Below are 20814 nucleotides of genomic sequence, written 5' to 3'. Positions count from 1 at the left end.
TGGCTATCGAAATTTTTTCGATACGGACCCATTGACGTGACATGCCCCTGGTGCCTACGGTCCCGGCAATCCAGTTGAAACCTTTCACGACGCCGTGGAGCCGGGGCCGACCGTCTCGCCGGTGTCGTCGAGGAGCCCCCATGACCCACCCGTCCGACACGGGACCGGCCCCGGTGCTGGCACTGAAGGGCGTCTCCAAGTCCTTCGGTGCCGTCCGCGCCCTGCGGGACGTCTCCCTGGAGCTGTTCCCCGGCGAGGTGCACGCCCTCGCCGGGGAGAACGGCGCGGGCAAGTCGACGCTGATCAAGACCCTCGCCGGGGTGCACCGACCGGACGCCGGTCAGGTGCTGCTCGACGGCGAGCCCGTCGTCTTCCACGGCCCCGGCGACGCCCGCGACGCCGGAATCGCCGTGATCTACCAGGAACCCACGCTCTTTCCCGACCTGTCGATCGCCGAGAACATCTTCATGGGCCGTCAGCCCCGGCGGGCGCTGGGCCGGATCGACCACAAGGCCACCCGCGCGGCCACGGCAGCCCTGATGAAACGGCTCGGCGTCGCCCTCGACCCCGACCGCCCCGCCCGCGGCCTGTCCATCGCGGACCAGCAGATCGTGGAGATCGCCAAGGCGCTCTCCTTCGACGCCCGGGTCCTGATCATGGACGAGCCGACGGCGGCCCTGACCGGCAGTGAGGTCGCCCGCCTCTTCGGTGTCGTCCGCACCCTGCGCGACCAGGGCGCCGCCGTGCTGTTCATCTCGCACCGCCTGGAGGAGATCTTCCGGATCTGCCGGCGGGTCACCACCCTCCGGGACGGAGCCTGGATCGCCAGCGAGCCCGTCGACGGCATGACCGAGGACGACCTGGTCCGCCGGATGGTCGGCCGCGACCTGGACGAGCTGTACCCCAAGCAGGAAATACCGGCGGGCGAAGTCGCCCTCTCCGTAAGGCGGTTGACCCGGGAGGGCGTCTTCACCGACATCTCCTTCGAGGTGCGCTCCGGTGAGATCGTCGGCCTCGCCGGACTGGTCGGCGCCGGCCGCACCGAGGTCGCGCGGGCCGTGTTCGGCGTCGACCGCTGGGACGCGGGGGAGGTGGAGGTGCGGGGCCGCAGGCTCACCAACGGCGCCCCCTCCACGGCGATGGCCGCCGGACTCGCCCTCGTCCCCGAGGACCGGCGCGCCCAGGGCCTGGTGATGGGCATGTCCATCGAGCGCAACATCGGCCTGACCGGACTGCGGACGACCGTCAGGGCCGGCCTGATGGACCGGGGCGCCGAGCGCAGCCGCTCGCTCGACTGGGCGGTGAAGCTCCAGGTGAAGTACGCCCGGATCGCCGACGCGGTCTCGACCCTGTCCGGCGGCAACCAGCAGAAGGTGGTCCTCGCCAAGTGGCTGGCGACCGGACCGAAGGTGCTGATCGTCGACGAGCCGACCCGGGGCATCGACGTCGGCACCAAGGCGGAAGTCCACCGCCTCCTCGGCGAGTTGGCCGCCGACGGGGTCGCCGTCCTGATGATCTCCTCCGACCTGCCCGAGATCCTCGGCATGGCCGACCGCGTGCTGGTGATGCACGAGGGCCGGATCACCGCCGAGATCCCGCGCTCCGACGCCACCGAGGAAACCGTGATGGCCGCAGCGACCGGGAGGGCCGCCGCATGACGACCACCGCCGTGGGGAGGGCCGCCGCATGACGGTGACCACCCCCGAACAGACCTCCGTCGCCGAGACGCCCGAGTCCAGCGGGACCCGGCTCGTCGACCGGGTCTTCAAGATGCGCGAACTCGCCATCCTGGTCGTCTTCCTGGTGATGATCGCCGTCACCCAGGCGGGCAACAGCGAGTTCCTCTCCGAGCAGGGCATCAAGGACCTGCTGCTCAACGCCACCATCCTGGTGCTGGTCGCCACCGGCCAGTCCCTGGTGGTGATCACGAGGAACGTCGACCTGTCCGTCGGCTCCACGCTCGGCATCACCGCCTTCGCCGCCGGCGACTATCTGCACGGCGGCGGCGACACGGTCGTCGCGATCGTGCTGGCCGTGCTGCTCGGCATCGGCTGCGGACTGCTCAACGGCCTTCTCGTCAGCCTCGGCCAGGTGCCCGCGCTGGTCGTCACCCTCGGCACGCTGTACATCATCCGGGGCGTCGACTCCATCTGGGTCGGCTCCCGGCAGATCACGGCAGCCGATCTCCCCGGCGGGTTCAACGACTTCGGCTCGGGCGGGCTGTCGGCCGTCCCCTGGCTCGCGCTCATCGCCCTCGCGGTCCTGGTCGCCACCGCCTACTACCTCAGACACTTCGGCAGCGGACGGGAGTTGTACGCCCTCGGCTCCAACCCGGAGGCCGCCCGGCTGGCCGGTATCCCGGTGCGCAAGCGGATCCTCACCGCGTACACCTTCTGCGGCGGACTCGCCGGGCTGGCCGGGGCGATGTACCTGGCCCGCTTCGGCAACGTCGACTCCGGCACCGGCACCGGCTTCGAACTCACCGTCGTGAGCGCCGTGGTGGTCGGCGGCGTGGTCTTCACGGGCGGCTCCGGGAGCGTGTACGGCGCCGCGCTCGGCGCGCTGCTGCTGACCTCCGTGAACAGCGTGCTGCCGGCTCTCGGGGTCAGCTCGGTGTGGGTCCTCGCCATCAACGGCTTCCTGCTGCTGCTCGCCATCGCCGTCGACCGGGTCGTGGCGCTGCGGGTGGCGGCCGCGCTGAAGAAGAAGTCGGCCCTCAAGAGGACCGCGACCAGCAAGGAGAGCACCAGCCATGCCTGAGTCCTTGACGCGTGCGATTCGCTGGGACACCGTCGTCGGCGCCCTGCTGGTCGTGCTGCTGCTGTTCTCCTTCGGCTTTGTGGACGGCTTCGGCAACTCGCTCAACCTGTCGTTCCTGATCGGCAACACCCTGCCGATCGCCCTGGTCGCGCTGCCGATGACACTGCTCGTCGTCGCCGGGGAGATCGACCTGTCGGTCGCCTCGACCGCCGGGCTCTCGGGCGCGGTCATGGGCAGGCTCTGGAACGAGGGCATGGCGATCGAGACGATCATCCCGCTCTGCCTGCTGCTGGGGGTCGCCTGCGGGCTGGTCAACGGACTGCTGGTGACCCGGCTGGGCCTGCCGTCGCTGGCCGTCACCATCGGCACGCTCGCGGCCTACCGGGGCATCGCGCAGATCGTGCTCGGCTCGGACGCGGTCACCGACTTCCCCACGCAGTACCTCGACTTCGCGGCCGGGCGGCTCGGCAACACGTTCCTGCCACAGGCCTTCCTGCCGTTCCTGGTGCTGCTCCTGATCGCCGTGGTGGTGCTGCACGCCACGCCGTTCGGGCGGTCGCTGTTCGCGGTCGGGGCGAGTGAGGAGGCGGCGCGGTTCGCGGGGATCCGGGTGAAGCGGAACAAGTTGATTCTGTTCGTGGCGACCGGGTTGATGGCGTCTCTGACGGGGATCTTCTGGGCCCTTCACTACGCGAGTGCGCGGTACGACAACGCGACGGGGCTCGAACTGAGCGTCGTCGCTGCCGTGTTGCTCGGGGGGATCGACTTCGACGGTGGGCGCGGGACGCTCGGCGGTGCCGTGGCCGGCGTGTTTCTCCTGGGGGCGTTGCAGAACGTGATGAGCCTGCTGAACGTCTCCGCGCAGTCGCAGATCGTCGTGACCGGTGTGTTGCTCGTCGTTTCGGTGCTGGGCCCGAGGGTTGCCAAGCAGATCGCTCTTGCGAGGCACAAGGCTGCCAAGGCCGTCTGAACACTGCGGGTTGTGTGTGGTTGATCGCGCAGTTCCCCGCGCCCCCACAAACCAGGGGCGTCTCCGCCACCCTTACTTTCTAAGGAACCGTCATGCGTAAGTCATCCCTTCGGCGTGCCTGTGTCGCGCTCGCCGCTGTCTCCGCCCTCTCTCTCGCAGCCACCGCCTGTGGCGGTACCACCAAGAACAACTCCGGCAGCGACGAGTCGTCGGCGGCCACCTCGACGGCGAAGGCCGACCCGAACGCCGCCCTCAAGAAGGGCCTCACCGTCGGCTTCCTGCCCAAGCAGGTCAACAACCCCTACTTCACCTCCGCCGACAAGGGCGGCGAGAAGGCGCTCACCGAGCTGGGCTCCAAGTACAAGGAGGTCGGGCCCTCCAGCGCCACCGACACCTCCGGGCAGGTCTCCTACGTCAACACCCTCACCCAGCAGCAGGTCGACGCCATGGCCGTGTCCGCCCAGGACCCCGGCGCCCTGTGCACCGCGCTCAAGCAGGCCATGAGCAACGGAATCAAGGTCGTCACCTACGACTCCGACACCAATGCCGGCTGCCGCAACGCCTTCGTCTCGCAGGCCAGCGCCGAGGACCTCGGCCGTACCGAGGTGCAGCTGCTCGCCGAACAGATCGGGTACAAGGGCGAGATCGCGATCCTGAGCGCCGCGCAGACCGCGACCAACCAGAACACCTGGATCGGGTTCATGCAGGAGGAGCTGAAGGACCCGAAGTACAAGAACGTCAAGCTGGTGAAGGTCGCCTACGGCAACGACGACGCCCAGCAGTCCTTCCAGCAGACCCAGGGCCTGCTCCAGCAGTACCCGAACCTCAAGGGGATCATCTCCCCGACCACCGTCGGCATCAAGGCGGCCGCCCAGTACCTGTCCGGCTCCAAGTACAAGGGCAAGGTCAAGCTGACCGGGCTCGGCACGCCCAACGACATGCGGCAGTACGTCAAGAACGGCACCGTCGACGCCTTCGAGCTGTGGGACCCGGCCAAGCTCGGCGACCTCGCCGCCCGCACCGCCGTCGCCCTGGCCTCCGGGCAGATCACCGGCAAGGAGGGCGAGACCTTCAAGGCCGGCTCCACCACGTACACCATCGGCAAGGACGGCGTGATCAGCCTCGGCAAGCCGACCGTGTTCGACGCGAAGAACATCGACCAGTTCAACTTCTAGGACATCAGGGGCGTTGATGCAGCGGGTCTGTTTCCTCCTCAAGGTCCGGCAGGACCGCGTTGCCGAGTACCGCGAACGCCATGCCGCCGTGTGGCCGGAGATGCGCGCGGCGCTCTCCGCCACCGGCTGGCACAACTACTCGCTCTTCCTGCGCGACGACGGCCTGCTGGTCGGCTATCTGGAGACCGAGGACTTCGAGGCCGCCCGGGCCGGCATGGCGGAAACCGAGGTCAACGCCCGCTGGCAGGCCGAGATGGGGCCGTTCTTCGAGTCGCCGGCCGGCACCCGGCCCGACGAGGCGATGAAGCCGCTCACCGAAGTGTTCCACCTCGCCTGACCCGTCCCCTCGCCCAGGAGCCGCTCATGAGACGCCGAACCGTGCTCACCACCGCCATACTGGCCGGCGTGGCAACGCCGGGCATCGCACGGGCCGCCGACCCCGGCCCCTCCGTCACCAAGATGAGCACCAGCCAACTCGACCCCCAGGCCGTCTACTTCGTCTCCTACGACGGCCTGGTCAACAACAACTCCTTCCAGAAGAACGGCCTGTTCACCTACCGGGGCCACCAGTACGCCGGCTGGTACACCTCGACCGGCGCTGCGGTGATCGGGCGCCGGGTGCTGGGCGGGTCGTCATGGGCGACCGTCACCCTCGCCCACCAGCTCAAGTCGAGCGACTCCCACAACGTCATCTCCATGGGCGTCTCCAAGGCCGACGGCCGCCTCCACATCAACATGGACTCCCACAGCGACGGCTTCTTCTACGTGAAGTCGGTCGCGGGGCTGCTGGACAACCCCGGTTCCACGGCCTGGACTCCGGCCGTCTTCGGGGCCGTACAGACATCGCTGGACGGGGTGTCGCCGACCGCGCAGTTCACCTACCCGCAGTTCATTTCCACGCCCGAGGGGAGGCTTCAGCTGAGCTATCGGGTGGGGATCTCCGGGAACGGCCGCAACGCGCTCGCCGAATACGACGGTTCGCGCTGGACCGTGCTGGGGGAGTGGTCCGGCGCCGGTGGGACGTACACGAGCGGGCACGGCTCGTCGACCGCCCGGAACATGTATCTGCACGGCATCGACTACGACGTGAACGGACGGCTGCACGCCTTCTTCACCTGGAGGGAGCAGAGCGGCACCGTGATGTGCAACGGCGGCGGCATCACCAACCACGACACCGGCTACGTCTACTCCACCGACCGAGGCCGCACCTGGCGCAACGACGCCGGTGCCCTGGTCGCCACCACCGGCACCTCGGACACGGTCACCGTCACCGACCCGGGTCTCGTCGTCGACCCGCTCGACCCGGACCACTCCCTGATGAACCAGGAGAGCCAGTGGACCGACTCCGCCGGCCTCCCGCACGCGATCATCAGCTACGTGCCGGGTCGCTTCGGCCAGTGCACCACGAACTATGTCGGCGACCGCACGGCGAACGGACGCGCCTTCCACGTCCGCAAGAACTCCGCCGGTACTTGGCAGAAGACCGAGATCCCGGTCGCCCTGAACTCCAGCCAGCGCACCAAGCTGGTCCTGGACAGGTACGACAACGCCTACGCGGTGTTCCCGTTCGGCCGGATCGCCGGTGCGTCCAGGGCCTCCGGGTACACCGACTGGAGACTGCTGTACGGCGGCAGTGAGTTGAACGCCTTCGGCGAGGTCGTGATCGACGAGACGCGGGTCGGGGCGGACCACGTGCTGTCCTTCATGTACCAGGAGAAGTCGAGCGGTACGACCCCGTCGGCACTCCATGTCGTCGACTTCGCCCTGCCCGCCTGACCCGGGCCGGTGTCCGAGGCATGTCGTAATGTGAAGCCCTTCCGGATGTGCCCTTCCGTGCTGTGAAGGCGCCGTCCACGGTTCCCTGGAGGTCTCGCCCGATGGCCCAGTCGGTGGGTATCAAGGACGTCGCCCGCGCCGCCGGAGTCTCGGTGGGCACGGTCTCCAACGTCATCAACCGCCCGGACACCGTCGCCGGCGAGACCCGGGCGCGGGTGCAGTCGGCGATCGACCGGCTCGGCTACGTCCGCAGCGAGTCCGCGCGTCAGCTGCGCGCCGGCCGCAGCCGGATCATGGGCCTGCTCGTCCTCGACATGGGCAACCCCTTCTTCGTGGACGTGGCCCGGGGTGCCGAGCGGGCGGCGCGGCGGGCCGGGGTCGGTGTGATGGTCTGCAACAGTGCCCAGAACGCCGGTGAGGAGGCCGACTACCTCGCGCTCTTCGCCGAACAGCGGGTGCGCGGCGTCCTGCTCACCCCGGCGGACGCCACCGGCCGCAACATCGAGACCTTCCGCCGGCACGGCATCCCCTTCGTGCTGGTCGACCGGGTCGCGGAGGGCACCACCGAGTGCTCGGTCAGCGTCGACGACGTGGCCGGCGGGGCCCTCGCGGTCCGCCATCTCGTCGACGCCGGGCACCGGTCCATCGCCTACGTCAGCGGACCACCCGGGCTCAACCAGGTCCGCGACCGGCGCACCGGCGCCCTGAACGCCCTCGCCGAGGCGGGCCTCGGACCCGACGCGCTGCGCGAGCTGCCCACGGAGCGTCTCGACGTCGCCGCCGGACGGGACGCGGGGGCCCGGCTGCTCGGCCTCGCCGACCGGCCCACCGCCGTGTTCTGCGCCAACGACCTGCTCGCCCTCGGTGTCCTCCAGGCCATGTACGCGGCCGGGGTGGTCGTCCCGGACGACCTGGCGATCGTCGGCTACGACGACATCGAGTTCGCCGCCGCGGCCGCCGTACCGCTGACCTCCGTCCGCCAGCCGGCCGTCACCATGGGCGCCATGGCCGCCGAACTGCTCCTGGACGAGACCGAGGAACGCGAGGGGCAGCCGGCGCACGAGCACCGCCGGGTGGTGCTCCAGCCGGAACTGGTGGTGCGCCGCTCCAGCCTCGCCGCCCGCTGATCGGTTATTCAGTAACGATTTCATGATCCCGGGGGCGAACAGGCCCCGGACGTGTGCTGAACTGGGTCGCGACCGTCCGTCCGTCCCGGGAGAAACGTTGAGCCTCAGCTACCGCCAGCCCGGCGTCGTCCTCACCGACCGCCACTTCACCGTCCCTCTGGACCACGCGGACCCGGACGGCGAGACCATCGAGCTGTACGCCCGGGAGGCGGTCGCGAGCGACAGGGCGGACGACGAGCTGCCCTGGCTGCTCTATCTGCAGGGCGGCCCGGGATTCGGGGCGAATCGTTTCGTCGGTCGGCAGGCCTGGCTCGACCGGGCCCTGCGGGAGTACCGCGTCCTGCTTCTCGACCAGCGCGGCACCGGCCGCTCCACCCCGGTCAACCGGCAGACGCTGCCGCTGCGCGGCGGCCCGGCCGCCCAGGCCGACCACCTGGCCCGCTTCCGCGCCGACTCGATCGTCCGGGACTGCGAGGCGATCCGCCCACAGCTCACCGGCGGCGCTCCCTGGACCACCCTCGGCCAGAGCTTCGGCGGCTTCTGCACGGTGACCTACCTGTCGTTCTTCCCGGAGGGTCTCAAGACCTCCCTCATCACCGGTGGCCTGCCGTCCCTGGACGCGCACGCCGACGACGTCTACCGGGCCGCCTATCCGCGCATGGAACGCAAGGTCGCCGCGCACTACGACCGCTACCCGATGGACATCGAGCGGGTCCGGCGGATCGCCGAGCACCTCCTCGACCACCACGTGGTCCTGCCGAACGGCTACCGGCTCACCGTCGAGGCCTTCCAGTCCCTCGGCCTGATGCTGGGCATGAGCGACGGCAGCCACCGCCTGCACTTCCTCCTGGAGGACGCCTTCGTCCGCACCCCGGCCGGCTCCGAGCTCTCCGACGCCTTCCAGGAACAGGTCCAGGCCCTCCTGTCGTACGCGGGCAACCCGCTGTACGCCCTTGTCCACGAGCCGGTCTACGGCCAGGGCACCCGCCCCACCGCCTGGGCGGCCGAGCGGGTGCGCGCCGAGTTCCCGCAGTTCGACGCGGCCAAGGCGCTCACCGAAGACGCCCCGGTGCTGTTCACCGGAGAGACGGTCCACCCCTGGGTGTTCGAGACCGACCCGTCCCTGCGCCCGCTGCGCGAGACCGCCGAACTGCTCGCCGCCCGCACCGACTGGCAGCCGCTGTACGACCCGGCCCGGCTCGCCGTCAACGAGGTCCCGGTCGCCGCCGCCGTCTACCACGACGACATGTACGTCGACGCCGGGCACTCGCTGCGGACCGCACGGGCCGTCCGGGGGCTGCGCACCTGGGTCACCGACGAGTTCGAGCACGACGGACTGCGCACCGGCGCCCCGCGGGTCCTGGACCGGCTCCTCGCGCTCGTCCGCGACGAGGTCTGACGCCCCGCGACGGAGATGGCGGACAGGAGGTGTCCGCACCTCCTGGTAAGACAGTGCGCGGGGAGGACGCCCGGCCTGCGCCGCGCGCCCCCGCCGACGAACGGGGAGAAGGATGAACGACACGGAACTGCTGGCCCGCCGCTTCGAGGAGCACCGCGACCGGCTGCGCGCGGTGGCCTACCGAATGCTCGGCTCGCTCGCCGAGGCCGAGGACGCGGTCCAGGAGGCCTGGCTCAAGCTCGGACGCACCGACGCGGACGAGATCCGCAACCTCGGCGGCTGGCTGACCACGGTGGTCGGCCGGGTCTGCCTGGACATGCTGCGCTCCCGCACGGCCCGGCGCGAGCAGCCGATGGACGAGACGTTCGTCCCGGACCCGGTGGTCAGGCCGCTGTCGGAGGTGGACCCCGAGAAGGAGGCGGTGGAGGCCGACTCCGTGGGGATCGCCCTGCTGATCGTCCTGGAGACGCTGGAGCCCGCCGAGCGGCTGGCGTTCGTGCTGCACGACATGTTCGCGGTGCCCTTCGACGACATCGCGCCGATCGTGGAACGCGGTGCGGCGGCGACCCGTCAGCTGGCCAGCCGGGCCCGCCGCCGGGTGCAGGGGGCCGCCCCGTCGGCCGACCCCGACCTCGGCCGGCAGCGCAAGGCACTGGAAGCCTTCCTCGCCGCCTCCCGGGGCGGTGACTTCGAGGCGCTGGTCGCGGTGCTCCACCCCGATGTGGTGCTGCGCGTGGACTCGGGCGCGCTGGTACGGGGCGCGGCCGCCTCCAAGGTGCTGCGCGGCGCCCGGTCGGTGGCCGAAGGGGCGTTCACCTTCCGGCAGTTCTCGGTCTGGTCGCGCCTCGTGCTCATCAACGGCACGGTCGGCGTGGTCACCATGCCCGAGGGACGCCCGCTGTCGGTCATGGCGGTCACCGTGGTGGACGGCCGCATCACCGAGATGTACATCCTCGCCGACCCCGACAGGCTCGAACTCCTGGACCTGCCCGCTCTCGAGATGTGATCCACGTCCCACCCGGCGGCGGGGATGTCACACTTGCCGCCGCCGGGCCCCTCCCAGATGGCAGAAGACCGCAGGAGAGGGGAAGACACGTGAATCTCGTCGTATTCGGGGCGAACGGACCGACCGGGCGGCAGGTCACCGCGCAGGCGATCGCCGAAGGCCACACGGTCACCGCCGTCACCCGCCACCCCGAGGAGTTCCCGCTCAGGGACCCGCGGCTGCGGGTGGCCGGCGCGGACGTGCTCGACCCCGGCGCGGTGGAACGCGCCGTGGCCGGGCAGGACGCGGTGATCTCGACGCTCGGGGTGCCCTACAGCCGCAAGCCCGTCACCCTGTATTCCGAGGGCATCACCCGCATCGCACAGGCCATGACGAAGCACGGCGTCCGGCGCCTGGTCTGTGTGAGTTCGACCGTGCTCTTCGGCGTGGCGGCCCCCGGTGAGACGTTCCTCTTCCGGAAGGTGCTCGAACCCACCATCGCGCGCACCGTCGGGCGCACCGTGTACGAGGACATGCGACGCATGGAGGAGATCGTGCGGGACGGCGATCACCGGTGGACCGTCGTCCGGCCCGCCGGTCTCTTCGACACGGACGCGGTCAGCCCCTACCGGGTCGCCACTTCACGGCTGCCCGGCCGGTTCACCTCGCGCGCGGATCTGGGAAACGCGCTGCTGCGTGAGGCGGTCGACGACCGTCATGTGCACGCCTTCGTCGACGTCCGCACCTCGGAAGGTGTTCCGGGCATCCTCGACGTCATCCGCAAAGAGGCGTTCGGGGGCAAGAAGTGAATCCGGATCCGACCGAGCCGACCGAGGAGGCCACGCCCATGTCCCAAGACCGTTTCGTCCTGCTGGAGCCGGGTGCCGTAAGGCCGGGGCGGATCCCGCTGCCGCCTGCGTTCGCCGTCAAAGCGACGACCGACGACACCGAGGGGCGCCTCTCGGTGCTGGAGGTGACCCTGGCCCAGGACATCCCGCGCCATGTCCACCGGCACGCGGACGAATGCGTGTACGTGCTGGACGGCGTCCTGGAGATCGAGTTCGACGACCGCCGGCACCAGGCGCCCAGGGGAACCTTCGCGCTGCTCCCGCGTGGTGTCCCGCATGCCCTCCGCCGCGCCTCCGACCCGCCGCCCCGGGTCCTGCAGATCTCCTCGCCCGGCGGCTGGGAAAGGTATCTGGAGGACCTGATCGAGGCGGGGCCCGCCGTCCTCACCGAGGGGCGGCTGGACCCCGTCAAGGTCAACCCCATCGCGGCCAAATACCACATCGGCTACGAGGAACAGAGCTGAGCGCGTCGGACAGGAGGCCGGGAAGACAGGAGGGCGACCCATGACAGCAGAATCCGGCGAGAGCCCGGCGACGGGCGGAGCGGGACCGACCCAGGACGTGCCGCCGAGCACGGGTGACCGGCGGGAGGTGCCGCCGGACGCCCCGACACGGCTCTTCGTCGACCACCGCGAGCTGCTGTTCTCCGTCGTCTACAACATGCTCGGCAGCGTCGCCGACACCGAGGACGTACTCCAGGAGACCTGGCTGTCCTGGTCCGGCAGGACCGGCCGGACGCCGCTGCGGGAGATCGGCAGTCCGCGCGCCTACCTGGTCCGGATCGCGGTGAACCACGCGCTCGCCCGGCGGGCGGCCATCGCCACCCGACGGGAGACCTACGTCGGTCCCTGGCTCCCCGAGCCCCTGGTCACCGACGCCACCGGCGGCGTCGCCCCGGACACCGCCGACCACACGGTCCGCTCCGACACGGTCTCCATGGCGTTGCTGGTGGTCCTGGAGACCCTCACCCCGCTGGAACGGGCGGTGTTCGTCCTCCACGAGGTGTTCGGCTATCCCCACACCGAGATCGCCGGCATGCTCGACCGCACCCCGGCCTCGGTACGTCAGCTCGCCCACCGGGCCCGCGCCCATGTCCACGCCCGCCGCCCCCGCTACCGCGCCCACCCCCGCGTCCGGCGGGAGGCGACCGAGCGGTTCGTCTCGGCCGCCCTCGGCGGCGACATCCACGCACTCATGGAGATCCTCGCCCCGGACGTGACGGTATGGATCGACGGCGGAGGCGTACGGCAGGCGGCCGGGCTGCGCCCGGTCCACGGCCGGGAGAAGGCCGCCCGCATGCTGGCCGGCTACGCCACCCGGCGCGCCGGGGACCTGGACGTGCACTACCGTCGGGTCAACGGCGACGACGCGGCGGTGCTGTTCACGGGAGACTCCCCGTACGCCGTGATGGTCATGGATCTCACCCCGGACGGCGACCAGGTCTCCGGCGTCTACGTCGTCACCAACCCGGCCAAGCTCACCCACGTACGACCGGACGAGGACCCGGTTCAGTAGGGCGCGGTGCTCTCCGGCAAGGCCGTCGATGTCGTGCGGGCCGGAGCGCGTCTGAGCGGTGATCCCGAGCTCAGTACGCTGGACGGATGCCAGAACAGATATCCGAACGGTCGCGACTGCGCGGGGACTGCACACGTTGCTTCGGCCTGTGCTGTGTCGCTCTGCCGTTCACCGCCTCGGCCGACTTCGCGGTCAGCAAGCCCGCCGGGAAGCCCTGCCGGAACCTCGGCGGCGACCACCGCTGCGGCATCCACACCGAGCTGCGGCAGCGGGGGTTCACCGGCTGCACGGTCTACGACTGCTTCGGCGCCGGTCAGCGGGTCTCGCAGGGCACCTTCGGCGGGCAGGACTGGCGGACCGGGACAGCGGAGGACGCCCGCCGGATGTTCGACGTGTTCCCGGTCGTACGGCAGCTGCACGAACTGCTCTGGTACCTCACCGAGGCGCTGGACCTGGCCGCCGCCCGCCCGGTCCACGGCGAGTTGAGGCAGCTGCTCGACGCCACCGGGGAACTCGCCGCCGGTACGCCCGGGGAACTCGCCGCCCTGGACGTGGCCGCCCACCGGCAGCGGGTCAACGTGCTGCTGCTGCGCACCAGCGAGCTGGCCCGCGCGGGAGTGCGGGGCCGGGCGAAGGACCGCCGGGGCGCCGACCTGATGGGTGCCCGGCTCAGGGGCGCCCGACTGCGCGGCGCGAGCCTGCGCGGGGCCTACCTGATCGCCGCCGACCTCACCGGCGCCGACCTGCGGGACACCGACCTGATCGGCGCCGACCTGCGCGACGCCGATCTTTCCGGCGCGGACCTCACGGGCGCGTTCTTCCTGACCCAGCCGCAGGTCCACGCGGCCCGGGGGAGTGCCGGTACCCGGCTGCCGGACTCAGTCACCCGCCCCGTGCACTGGACAGCCGCCGCCCTCTGAGGCGGACGCGTCGTCCGGCACGGTGACCGGCACCGGGGCGGGCCGGCGCCGCTCCAGCCGCAGCCGCAGCCCGTCCGGCATCAGTGTCAGCCGCTCGGTCACCCGCAGCCGGTAGCCGGGGTCGGCCTTCAGGTCGTAGCGCCGCAGCAGCAGACCGAGGACCAGGGTCGCCTCGTGCAGGGCGAACTGACGGCCGATGCAGGCCCGGGCACCCGTCCCGAACGGCTTGAAGGTGTGCGGGGCCCGGCCGCGCGCCGCCTTCGCCTCGAAGCGGTCCGGGTCGAAGCTCTCGGCGTCCGGGCCCCACACCTCGGGGTCCCGGTGCAGCATCGGGGTCAGCACCAGGGCCCAGGCGCCCCGGCGCATCGGATGGTCCCCGGCGAGCACGGTGTCCTTGCGGGCCTCGCGGGCGAAGGCGGGGGCCGTGGGCCACAGCCGCAGCGACTCGTCGAGGACCCGGCGGACGTAACGGAGCCTGGCGACCTGGTCGTAGGCCGGTGCGGGGGTGTCGCCCCAGACCCGGTCGACCTCGGCGGCCGCCCTGGCGGCGATCTCCGGGTGCAGGGCGAGGTAGTGCAGCGCGAAGGAGAGCGCGCCCGAGGTGGTCTCGTGCCCGGCCACCAGGAAGGTGATCACCTGCCGCCGTACGTTCTCGGCGGAGAGCCGCTCCCCGGTCTCCGGGTGGGCCGTCTCCAGCATCCGGTCAAGGAGGTCGCCGTCCCCGCGGCCGGTCTCGCGGCGCTCGGTGACCAGGTCGTCGACCGTGCGGTTGAGGTGGTCGATGTCGGCCGCGTTGCGCCGCGCGGCCTGCCGCAGCAGCAGCGGGGCCAGCGGCGAGGGCACGCTGTTGAGACGCTGGGCGTAGGTGAGGGTGCCGATCATCGCGGTCACGAAGGGGTGCGGCCGGTCCCGCTCGAACGAGCCGAAGTCGTGCCCGAACCCGGTGCGTGCGATCGTCTCCAGGGTCAGCTTGGTCATGTCCCCGGGGACGTCGACCCAGCGGCCGGCCGCCAGCTCCCGGTCCCAGTGGCCGGTCAGCCGGCCGGCCACCGACAGCATCATCGCGTGATAGCCCTCCATGGCCTCCCGGCTGAAACCCGGGGCCAGGACGTCGTGCGCCAGCTGCCAGTTCGGCTCGTGGTTGTACGCCGTGAACAGACCGTCCCCGGCGATCGGGCGCAGGTTGGCGACCCCCAGCCCCACATGCTTGGCGAACCGCGACTCGTCGGCCATGTCGGCGGCCAGTTCGGCGCCCCACACGAACACGAACTCGTTGCCGAACGCCCGGCGCCGGAAGATCGGGCCCAGCTGCCCGGCGAAGCGCATCGAGTCCTGGAGCGGCTTGCGCCGGTCGACGCCCAGGACGTCGCCGAGGAGGGGCACCCGGCGCGGCGGGTGCGGTATGCGGTGCAGTTCGGGCCAGCCCTGCTCGGCACCCCGGAACCCCTTGGGCAGTGGGCCGTCCGCCCCCGTCGCCGTCTGCGTGGCCGTCTCCGCCATGACGCGATCTCCCTCGATGCTGCGGCAGGTTGAGCTAGTTGTACGTGGGTTCAATAGGCGTTTCAGTCTCATCCCGCTGTTGAACCCACGTCAAGTAAAGTGCGGGCATGGTCGCGAACCAGGGTGAGCGCAGCCGCCGCAGACTCAGCACCGCGGAACGACGTGAGCAACTCCTCTCGGTCGGGGCCAGACTCTTCTCCGAGAGTCCGTACGGCGACGTGTGGATCGAGCAGGTCGCCGAGATCGCGGGCGTCTCCCGGGGGCTGCTGTACCACTATTTTCCGACCAAGCGTGATTTCTTCGCGGCGGTGGTGGAGCGGGAGAGTGAACGGATGCTGCGGATGACGGCGGCCGAGCCCGGCGTGCCGGCCCGGGAGCAGCTCACCGCGGGCCTCGACGTCTACCTCGACTACGTCCACACCCACGCACACGGCTTCCGTGCCTTCCATCGCGCCGAGGCCTCCGGCGACCAGGCCGTGCGCCGGGTCTACCGGCAGGCCCAGGCCGCCCAGGAGCGCCAGATCCTGGCCGCCCTCGCCGCCGATCCCGAGTTCGGCCCCGCCCTGGAGCTGCGCCCCGACACCCGGCTGGCGGTGCGCGGCTGGCTCGCCTTCACCACGCATGTCTGCCTGGAGTGGCTGCGTACCGAGGAGTTGACGCGGGAACAGGTGCGGGACCTGTGCGCGCGGGCGCTGCTGGGCGTCATCTCCTGAGCGTCGCGGCCCTTTCCGCGACCTGTTCCTCACGCTGCTCTTCACCCTGTTCTTTGCCCTGTTCTTCATGTACGCCACGCCCTCCGTGCTTGGCGTACTCCCCGATCTTCGCTAAGTTAGGTGAGGCTTACCTAAGGAGGTTTCGGGATGGGTGACGAACAGGAAGCCTGGGCGGCCGGCCCCGGCGCGGCCGAACAGGCCCGGTCACTGCTGGCCACGGCATGGTCGTGCACGGTGACCGCGGACGGCGGACGCGAGGAGTTCGTCGGCGCGCACGCCGTCGCCGACGACGGCCGGGTGCTGCTGCACGTGCCGGAGGACAGCGCCCTGCTCGCGGCCGCGATCTGCGCCCCGCGCGGCGAGCCGTCCGCGGTGCTGGAGTTCGCCGACGTCGCACCGGTCCCGGTGCGCAGCCGGATCCGGGCCCGCCTGTGGATGGCCGGCTGGTTCGTGCCCTCCGACGAGCACCTGGTCTTCCAGCCCACCCGTGTGGTGCTGCGCCGGCCCTCCGGTGCGGTCGTCGTCGACCTCGACGAGTTCGCCGCCGCGCACCCCGACCCGCTGGCCGGCGCCGAGGCCAAACTCCTCACCCACCTCGCCGACGCCCACCCGGACGCCGTCGAACGGCTCACCAGGCTCGTCGAGCCCGAGAGCCTGCACGCCGCGACCCGTGTCCAGCCTCTCGCCGTGGACCGGCACGGACTGACCCTGCGCATCGAACGCACCCGCGCCCACGGCGACGTACGGCTCGCCTTCCACGCGCCCGCCGACGACGTCGCCCAGCTCACCGAGCGCATGCACGTCCTGCTGGCCCAGGCCAGTGCCGCCGCCTCCTGCCCGCGGACGCTACAGCGGCAGCGCGCAGACGGCGACGGGTGACGCGAACGGCTTGCCAGCGAGCCGGAGTTCACCGCTTCGCGTATCGACGGTGAAGACACTCACGGTGCCAGACCGCTGGTCGGCCGCGAACAGCAGCCGGCCGTCCGGCGAGAACGCGATCTGCCGGGGGAAGTCCCCCTCCACCGGCACCGTGTCCAGGAGCCGCAGCCGGGCCCCGTCGGCCTCGACCGCGTACCGCGCGAGCGTGTTGTCGCCCCGGTTGGCCAGGTAGGCGTAGCCGCCGTCGGCGGTGACCAGGATCTGCGCCGGGTAGTTGGTGGTGCCCGCCTTGCTGCCGGTGGACTGGGGTGTGCCGATCGAGAGGCGGCCGGCGGCCGGGTCGTAGCCGCACACCGCGATCGTGTTGTCCACCTCGTTGGCCAGGTACGCGTACCGCCCGCCGGGATGGAAGGTCAGATGGCGCGGGCCGGCCCCCGGCCCGGTGTGTGCCTGGGAGACCTCGGTGAGCCTGCCCGTCGCGAGATCCAGGCGGTAGCTGTAGACCGTGTCGGTGCCCAGGTCGACGGCGAGGACATGGCCGCCGTCCGGGCTGGTGAGGAACTGGTGGGCGTGCGGGCCCTGTTGGCCGGGACCGGGCGCCGGACTGGAGTGCGTGACCAGGTCCGTGCGCTCGCCGAGGGCGCCCGTGGCGTCGATCGGATGGACGGCCACACTGCCCGAGGTGTAGTTGGCGCTCAGCAGCCAGTGGCCGCTCGGGTGCACCGAGAGATGGCAGGGCCCCGCCCCGCCGGTGCTCCGGTTGCCGAGGATCTTCCGGTCCGCCAGGCGGACGGCGGTCACCGAGCCGTCCGTGCGCTCGTTCACCGCGTACAGCGTCCGGCCGTCCGGATGGACGGCCAGATACGACGGGTCGGCGACGCCGGCGATCGTGCCGGTGCCGGTGATCCGGCCGGTGTCGGGGGCGTAGGTGGCGATGCCGATGCCGGTGCCACCGCCGTCCACGGAGGTGTAGGTGCCGAGGTAGAGCGGGCGCGGACCGGCGGGCGACGTCGTCGGCGACTCGGCCGCCGGGCGCGGTGCCGGGCGGGTCTCCTCGGGCGGTGCCGCCGGTGCCGGGACCGCCGCCACCGCCGCCGCGCCCGCCAGCGCACCGACGAACCGGCGCCTGCTCCAGCCGCCGCGCGTCGCTTCCGTACCACTGCCCATGCCCGCACCTCAGGTCGTCGGTCGCCTCGGTCGTCACAGCAACCTTGGCGCGGGCCCCTGGACAAAGGCAAGACGGGCAACGGTCATTGCGCACCTTGCAACAATGGCAGCGGCTGTCACCAGTCCCCGTCCACCACCGGCTTGCCGGGCGTGTCCTTCAGGGGGATCACCTGCCCCTGGGACGGCTGCTGCCAGGGCTCCAGGTCGTCGCCGAGCCAGTCGCCGACCGGCTTGACCGTCTCCAGGGCGTCCGTGGGGGCGAGATCCTGGGCGTCCTGGTCGTAGTAGTCGTACCAGGGCAGCCCGGCGCGGGTGTACGCCGCCCGGTCCACCGGCGACGGCGGGGGCGCCTCGCCCGTGATGCGGCGCCACTCCGGTGGCGTGACCAGGTGCACGAAGACCCGCCCGGCAGGGGTCTCGGCCCAGTCCCGCGGCGGCCGGTCGTCCTGGTAGACCTCCTGGCGCATCGAGCCGCCGACCCCGAGGCCCATCCCGGCCGAGCGGGAGCGCGGGGCGGCGGCGGGCGCGGCGGGTGCCGAGGCCATCATGGGCAGTGCCGCGCCGTAGCCGCCGAGCGGCCCCGGTGCGGGCGTCCGCTCCCGCCGCAGCCGCTCCTCGCGCCGCCACCGGGCGAGCGGTTCCTCCTTGAGCGCGAAGGACTGGAGCTGCACCCCGCCCCACACCTCCTCGCCGGTGACCTGCCCCTCCACCGTGGCGCCGAGACCGAGCGGCACCGCCACGAACTGGCGGACCGTGTCCTTCCCGGAATTGATGCCGTCCAGCCAGGGCTGCCGGGGCAGTACCAGGTAGTTCTGCGGATCCCGGGACAGCCGGTCGCTCCACGGCTCGCCCGAGACCGCGCACACCTTGCCGACGCCGACCTGGAGGGCGGCCGGCTCCACCGTGCCCGCGAAGCTCAGCCACATCGCCTCGCGCAGATACACCGGCAGCATCACCCCGCCACGCGCCCGCCACCCGGCCGGGACCGTGTCCGGATAGTCGCTCACCCGCCGCACCGGGAACTCGCCGAGCCCCGGCGGCAGCGGATGCGTCCCCGTCTCCGGCAGCCGCAGCGTCCGCACGAAGCGCACCGCCACCCCGCCCGGCAGCCGCAGCGTGTTCCCTTCGATCCGTACCGCCGTGTCCGTCACCGGGGTGCCCCCTTCTCCGCCCTGTTCTCCGTCCCGGACTGAGAACGCCCCGCACCACCCGCCCGGTTCCGCTGCAGGCGTTCAGGCACGCCGATCCGCTCCCGCAGCCAGGTCAGCCGGGGTCGCCGGGCGCGCTGCTCGCCGGAGACGCGGTCCAGCTCCTCCAGCAGCCGGCGGGTGCGGTGCTCGGTGTTCAACTCGTCGAGGAGCCGGTTGACCTCGGTCAGGACGGCACCCAGCAGCTGCCAGTTCCGGTCGTCGCCGCGGACCTCGTCCCGGAGCAGCTCGGCGAGCTTGTCGCGGGTGCCGGTCGCGGTGTGCAGCTCGGCGGAGAGCCGGGCCTCGGCCGACTCGGCGCTCTCGCTGATGCTGGTCGTCACCAGCACCGCGAAGCTCACCACGGCGTCGGCGATCTGGGACAGCAGCTGTTCCACGGCCGCCCCCGCGTCCGAGGCGAACAGCGGCTCGGGTTCGCGGGCCTTGGCCAGGTCGGTGAAGGTGCGGGCCAGCACCCGCAGCACGACCGTGCAGATCTCCAGGGTGTCCAGACCGGTGCGCAGCACCACCCGGTGCAGCAGGCCCTCCTTCACCCGCGGATTGAGCCGCAGGCTGTCCTCGGCCTGCCGCAGCGCCGCGTCCACCTCGACGATGGCGTGGTCGAGCCGGCGGGCCTCGTGCAGCCGCTCGGCCGCCTGCCGCCAGGGCGTCAGCCCCGACGCCTCCTCGCCCATGCGCAGCATCAACTGCCGCAGTCGGCGGGCCAGGCCCTCGATCGACTCCCCTGCCTCGTCCACCCACACCGGGGGAGGCAGCAGCAGGTTGCAGCCCATCCCGACGACCGCGCCGATCAGCGTCTCCACGATCCGCGCCCACGCCGTACTGCTGATGGTGGTGACCCCGAGCACCAGCATCGCGCTGATCGCCACCTCGGGGATGTACTCGTCGACCCGGACCAGGTGCCCCACCCCCAGCGAGGCCACGATCAGCAGCGCCAGGCTCCACCAGGTCAGCCCCACCAGCTGGCTGAAGGCGATGGCGACCAGCACGCCGGCCACCACCGCGTTGACCCGGCGGAAACCGTTGGTGAGGGTCGCGTACAGGGTCACCTGCACGACCAGGAGCGCGGTCAGCGGAGCGGTGAGCGGTGCCGGTTCCGGGCTCAGCCGGAGCGCGACGACGTAGGCGACCGTGGCCGCGGCGGCCGACCGCAGTGTCTGGACGACCACCGGGTCCCGATGGCGCCGCAGCAGCCGCGGCAGACCCCTGGCCCACTTCAGTACGTCTTGCATCCCTTGGCCTGTTCCCACTCAGGGGTCACGTCGAACGTGTTTTCCGCGGATCACTCGGGCGCCGGTGGCTGGATGACCAGGGTGGACTACGGAGAGTTTCCGACCGCCGCGCCCCGGACCCCGCAACCGAACACCAGGCCGACGCGTCTCCTGCTCCCGGGGTGTCGAACGGGTCGGCGGGACGGAAGGGTTGGGACGTTGGACTTCGGTGCGGTGCTGTGCACGGCGGTGGGCCTCGGGCTCCTCGGGTTCGCGGTGCGGGAGAGCGCGGTCGTCAGGCGGTTGCGCCGGCACGGACTGCGCACCTGGGGAGTCGTCGTGGACAACGTACGCACCCGTGACAGCGAGGGTGGCCCGAAGTGGATCCCCGTCATCGCCTTCACGGACCGTTCGGGCTACCGGGTGGAGTTCTCCCCACGCATGCACGGCTCCGGCATGGGCCTGGCCACAGGGCGCGAGGTGGAGGTGGTCTACCTGGCGGCCGACCCGCAGATCGCCCGCGTCCGTATGTGGCGCCACGTGGTGGGCCCCCTGGTGTTCCTGGTGTTCGGCGGGGTGGTCTTCCTCGGGGTCGGCGTCCTCATCGCCCTGACGGGCTGACGCCCGGCCCGACGAAACGACCGCGCCCGGGCGGGACGTG

At 71.5% G+C, this 20814-nt stretch carries 20 protein-coding genes; 16 read left to right on the top strand and 4 right to left on the bottom strand.

The window, feature by feature from the left end; genetic code table 11:
• Nucleotides 1–140: 140 nt before the first annotated feature.
• The 13 genes from ACZ5K7_RS19005 (at nt 141) to ACZ5K7_RS18945 (ending at nt 13475) form a co-directional block, all read left to right on the top strand.
• Entirely contained in the window at nt 141–1658 is a 1518-nt protein-coding gene (locus ACZ5K7_RS19005; RefSeq protein WP_468914709.1) for a sugar ABC transporter ATP-binding protein, read from the top strand.
• A gap of 28 nt (nt 1659–1686) precedes the next feature.
• Nucleotides 1687–2760, top strand: a complete 1074-nt coding sequence (locus tag ACZ5K7_RS19000; protein ID WP_351703935.1) for an ABC transporter permease — start codon at nt 1687–1689, stop codon at nt 2758–2760.
• A complete protein-coding gene (locus tag ACZ5K7_RS18995) occupies nt 2753–3730 on the top strand; it encodes an ABC transporter permease (protein ID WP_351703932.1) in 978 nt (325 codons plus the stop codon). The genes ACZ5K7_RS19000 and ACZ5K7_RS18995 overlap by 8 nt, the downstream gene beginning before the upstream one ends.
• A 92-nt stretch (nt 3731–3822) precedes the next feature.
• Nucleotides 3823–4905, top strand: coding sequence for a rhamnose ABC transporter substrate-binding protein (gene rhaS / locus ACZ5K7_RS18990; RefSeq protein WP_351703929.1), 1083 nt, complete (start codon nt 3823–3825; stop codon nt 4903–4905).
• 16 nt (nt 4906–4921) lie between these two features.
• Nucleotides 4922–5242 carry an L-rhamnose mutarotase gene (locus ACZ5K7_RS18985; RefSeq protein ID WP_351703926.1) on the top strand — a complete coding sequence of 107 codons (321 nt, stop codon included), beginning with the start codon at nt 4922–4924 and terminating at the stop codon, nt 5240–5242.
• A 26-nt stretch (nt 5243–5268) separates the two neighbouring features.
• On the top strand, nt 5269–6681 hold the full coding sequence (locus ACZ5K7_RS18980; RefSeq protein ID WP_468914706.1) for a BNR repeat-containing protein: 1413 nt from the start codon (nt 5269–5271) through the stop codon (nt 6679–6681).
• A 101-nt stretch (nt 6682–6782) separates the two neighbouring features.
• Nucleotides 6783–7808, top strand: coding sequence for a LacI family DNA-binding transcriptional regulator (locus tag ACZ5K7_RS18975; RefSeq protein ID WP_468914704.1), 1026 nt, complete (start codon nt 6783–6785; stop codon nt 7806–7808).
• A 97-nt stretch (nt 7809–7905) separates the two neighbouring features.
• On the top strand, nt 7906–9207 hold the full coding sequence (locus tag ACZ5K7_RS18970; RefSeq protein WP_468914702.1) for an alpha/beta fold hydrolase: 1302 nt from the start codon (nt 7906–7908) through the stop codon (nt 9205–9207).
• A 112-nt stretch (nt 9208–9319) separates the two neighbouring features.
• Entirely contained in the window at nt 9320–10213 is an 894-nt protein-coding gene (sigJ, locus tag ACZ5K7_RS18965) for an RNA polymerase sigma factor SigJ (RefSeq protein WP_468914700.1), read from the top strand.
• An 89-nt stretch (nt 10214–10302) separates the two neighbouring features.
• A complete protein-coding gene (locus ACZ5K7_RS18960; protein ID WP_351703911.1) occupies nt 10303–11001 on the top strand; it encodes an NAD(P)-dependent oxidoreductase in 699 nt (232 codons plus the stop codon).
• 38 nt (nt 11002–11039) lie between these two features.
• Nucleotides 11040–11504: a cupin domain-containing protein gene (locus ACZ5K7_RS18955; RefSeq protein WP_468914698.1), complete on the top strand. Its 465-nt coding sequence runs from the start codon at nt 11040–11042 to the stop codon at nt 11502–11504.
• Nucleotides 11505–11544: 40 nt separating this feature from the next.
• Nucleotides 11545–12555 carry an RNA polymerase sigma factor SigJ gene (sigJ, locus tag ACZ5K7_RS18950; RefSeq protein ID WP_468914696.1) on the top strand — a complete coding sequence of 337 codons (1011 nt, stop codon included), beginning with the start codon at nt 11545–11547 and terminating at the stop codon, nt 12553–12555.
• An 86-nt stretch (nt 12556–12641) separates the two neighbouring features.
• Entirely contained in the window at nt 12642–13475 is an 834-nt protein-coding gene (locus ACZ5K7_RS18945; protein WP_468914695.1) for a pentapeptide repeat-containing protein, read from the top strand.
• On the opposite strand, the gene ACZ5K7_RS18940 is transcribed toward ACZ5K7_RS18945, so the two are convergent.
• Complete coding sequence (locus ACZ5K7_RS18940; protein ID WP_351703899.1) at nt 13434–14975, bottom strand: cytochrome P450; 1542 nt, start codon at nt 14973–14975, stop codon at nt 13434–13436. The two genes, ACZ5K7_RS18945 and ACZ5K7_RS18940, sit on opposite strands and share 42 nt — an antisense overlap.
• Before the next feature lie 107 nt (nt 14976–15082).
• Here ACZ5K7_RS18940 and ACZ5K7_RS18935 point away from each other — a divergent pair, with 107 nt between their 5' ends.
• Together ACZ5K7_RS18935 and ACZ5K7_RS18930 are read left to right on the top strand one after the other, a co-directional pair.
• On the top strand, nt 15083–15688 hold the full coding sequence (locus tag ACZ5K7_RS18935) for a TetR/AcrR family transcriptional regulator (RefSeq protein ID WP_351703896.1): 606 nt from the start codon (nt 15083–15085) through the stop codon (nt 15686–15688).
• Nucleotides 15689–15835: 147 nt separating this feature from the next.
• The gene (locus tag ACZ5K7_RS18930; RefSeq protein WP_468914692.1) at nt 15836–16567 is read left to right on the top strand and encodes a DUF2470 domain-containing protein; all 732 of its coding nucleotides are present in this window, start codon (nt 15836–15838) and stop codon (nt 16565–16567) included.
• On the opposite strand, the gene ACZ5K7_RS18925 is transcribed toward ACZ5K7_RS18930, so the two are convergent.
• The 3 genes from ACZ5K7_RS18925 to ACZ5K7_RS18915 all read right to left on the bottom strand — a co-directional run bounded on the left by ACZ5K7_RS18925 (nt 16535) and on the right by ACZ5K7_RS18915 (nt 20174).
• Nucleotides 16535–17734: a lactonase family protein gene (locus tag ACZ5K7_RS18925; protein WP_468914688.1), complete on the bottom strand. Its 1200-nt coding sequence runs from the start codon at nt 17732–17734 to the stop codon at nt 16535–16537. The genes ACZ5K7_RS18930 and ACZ5K7_RS18925 overlap by 33 nt on opposite strands.
• 116 nt (nt 17735–17850) lie before the next feature.
• Nucleotides 17851–18885, bottom strand: coding sequence for a hypothetical protein (locus ACZ5K7_RS18920; protein WP_468914685.1), 1035 nt, complete (start codon nt 18883–18885; stop codon nt 17851–17853).
• Nucleotides 18882–20174: an FUSC family protein gene (locus ACZ5K7_RS18915; protein WP_468914683.1), complete on the bottom strand. Its 1293-nt coding sequence runs from the start codon at nt 20172–20174 to the stop codon at nt 18882–18884. The genes ACZ5K7_RS18920 and ACZ5K7_RS18915 overlap by 4 nt, the downstream gene beginning before the upstream one ends.
• A 198-nt stretch (nt 20175–20372) precedes the next feature.
• Between ACZ5K7_RS18915 and ACZ5K7_RS18910 the strand changes: the two genes are divergently transcribed.
• Nucleotides 20373–20774, top strand: coding sequence for a DUF3592 domain-containing protein (locus tag ACZ5K7_RS18910; RefSeq protein WP_468914681.1), 402 nt, complete (start codon nt 20373–20375; stop codon nt 20772–20774).
• The last annotated feature ends 40 nt before the right edge of the window (nt 20775–20814 follow it).

Source organism: Streptomyces sp. NPDC031497 (genome assembly GCF_055580905.1).
This window is presented reverse-complemented; position numbering and strand designations above follow the sequence as displayed.